The sequence below is a fragment of the Oleiphilus sp. HI0061 genome (genome assembly GCF_001635675.1).
Window position 1 is genome coordinate 1 of record NZ_LWFE01000939.1, and the last position, 959, is coordinate 959.

General features: G+C 43.3%; 2 protein-coding genes. Both read left to right on the forward strand.

The genetic code is table 11. The features are described 5' to 3' along the window. Nucleotides 1–61: 61 nt before the first annotated feature. Nucleotides 62–154 carry a winged helix-turn-helix domain-containing protein gene (locus A3735_RS31880; protein ID WP_231882541.1) on the forward strand — a complete coding sequence of 31 codons (93 nt, stop codon included), beginning with the start codon at nt 62–64 and terminating at the stop codon, nt 152–154. After that, nucleotides 144–959, forward strand: an 816-nt coding sequence (locus tag A3735_RS11030; protein WP_156499616.1) for a HAMP domain-containing protein, incomplete at its 3' end; no start/stop codon positions are given. The genes A3735_RS31880 and A3735_RS11030, both read left to right, overlap by 11 nt.

Below are 959 nucleotides of genomic sequence, written 5' to 3' on the forward strand. Positions count from 1 at the left end.
GCTTCTTGACAAGGTTTGGGGTTATGGTCACGAAGGTTATGAGCATACCGTTAACTCTCATATAAATCGCTTGCGATCAAAACTGGAATCGGATTCTTCAAACCCTGTATATATTAATACAATTTGGGGGGTGGGTTATCGTTTTGGAGAGTAAGAACATTGAAAAGGGTGCGATGAGACGAAAGCTGCCGTTTTATACAAAGCTGGCTGTCACCATATCTATCATCGGTATTTTTGTGACAGGGATGTTCTTTGTCTTAGCGCTATGGAGCAGTGATAAATATCATCAAGAAGTTACCCAGCGGCTCCATCGTGACTTGGCACCGTACATACTGGATCATTTATCTGAGCCTTTGTTTTTAGACAAAGCAGAGCGAGAAAATGGCAGCCTTAATATCAATAAAAAGGCACTTAAGGGGATCGCAATCAATACCATGATGATCAATCCAAGTGTTGAAGTTTATTTGTTGGATAATAATGGTCAAGTATTAGGGCATGCGCTACCCGACGCCTCAATCGATAAAGGTCAGGTCAATGTACGGGCAATAGACTCATGGCTAAAGGGTGAGGGGAATGAGGCAGTCTTGGGGAGTAATCCAAGAGAGCCTGATAAACTCAATATATTCTCTGCCGCGCCTGTCTTCTTTCAGGGTAAGCAGAAAGGCTTTCTGTATATCGTGCTCGCTAGTCATGAGTCTGCCTCGATAGCCGAATCACTGCAAAGCAGCCATATCATTCGCATTGTCTTAGGAGCGATGTGCGCAATATCGCTATTCTTCGTTTTCTCAGCTTTGTTATCTTTCAAGCGAATTACTAGCCCACTGAGGAAGCTGGCTCAGGAAATTCGAACTTATCGTGAGGCTGAGCTAGGCACAAGTGATGCTTGGGAATTAAGGAGTAACAGTGATGAAATTGAAGTTTTATCGAGTTCCTTTTCGCTTATGCGCCAACGAATACAA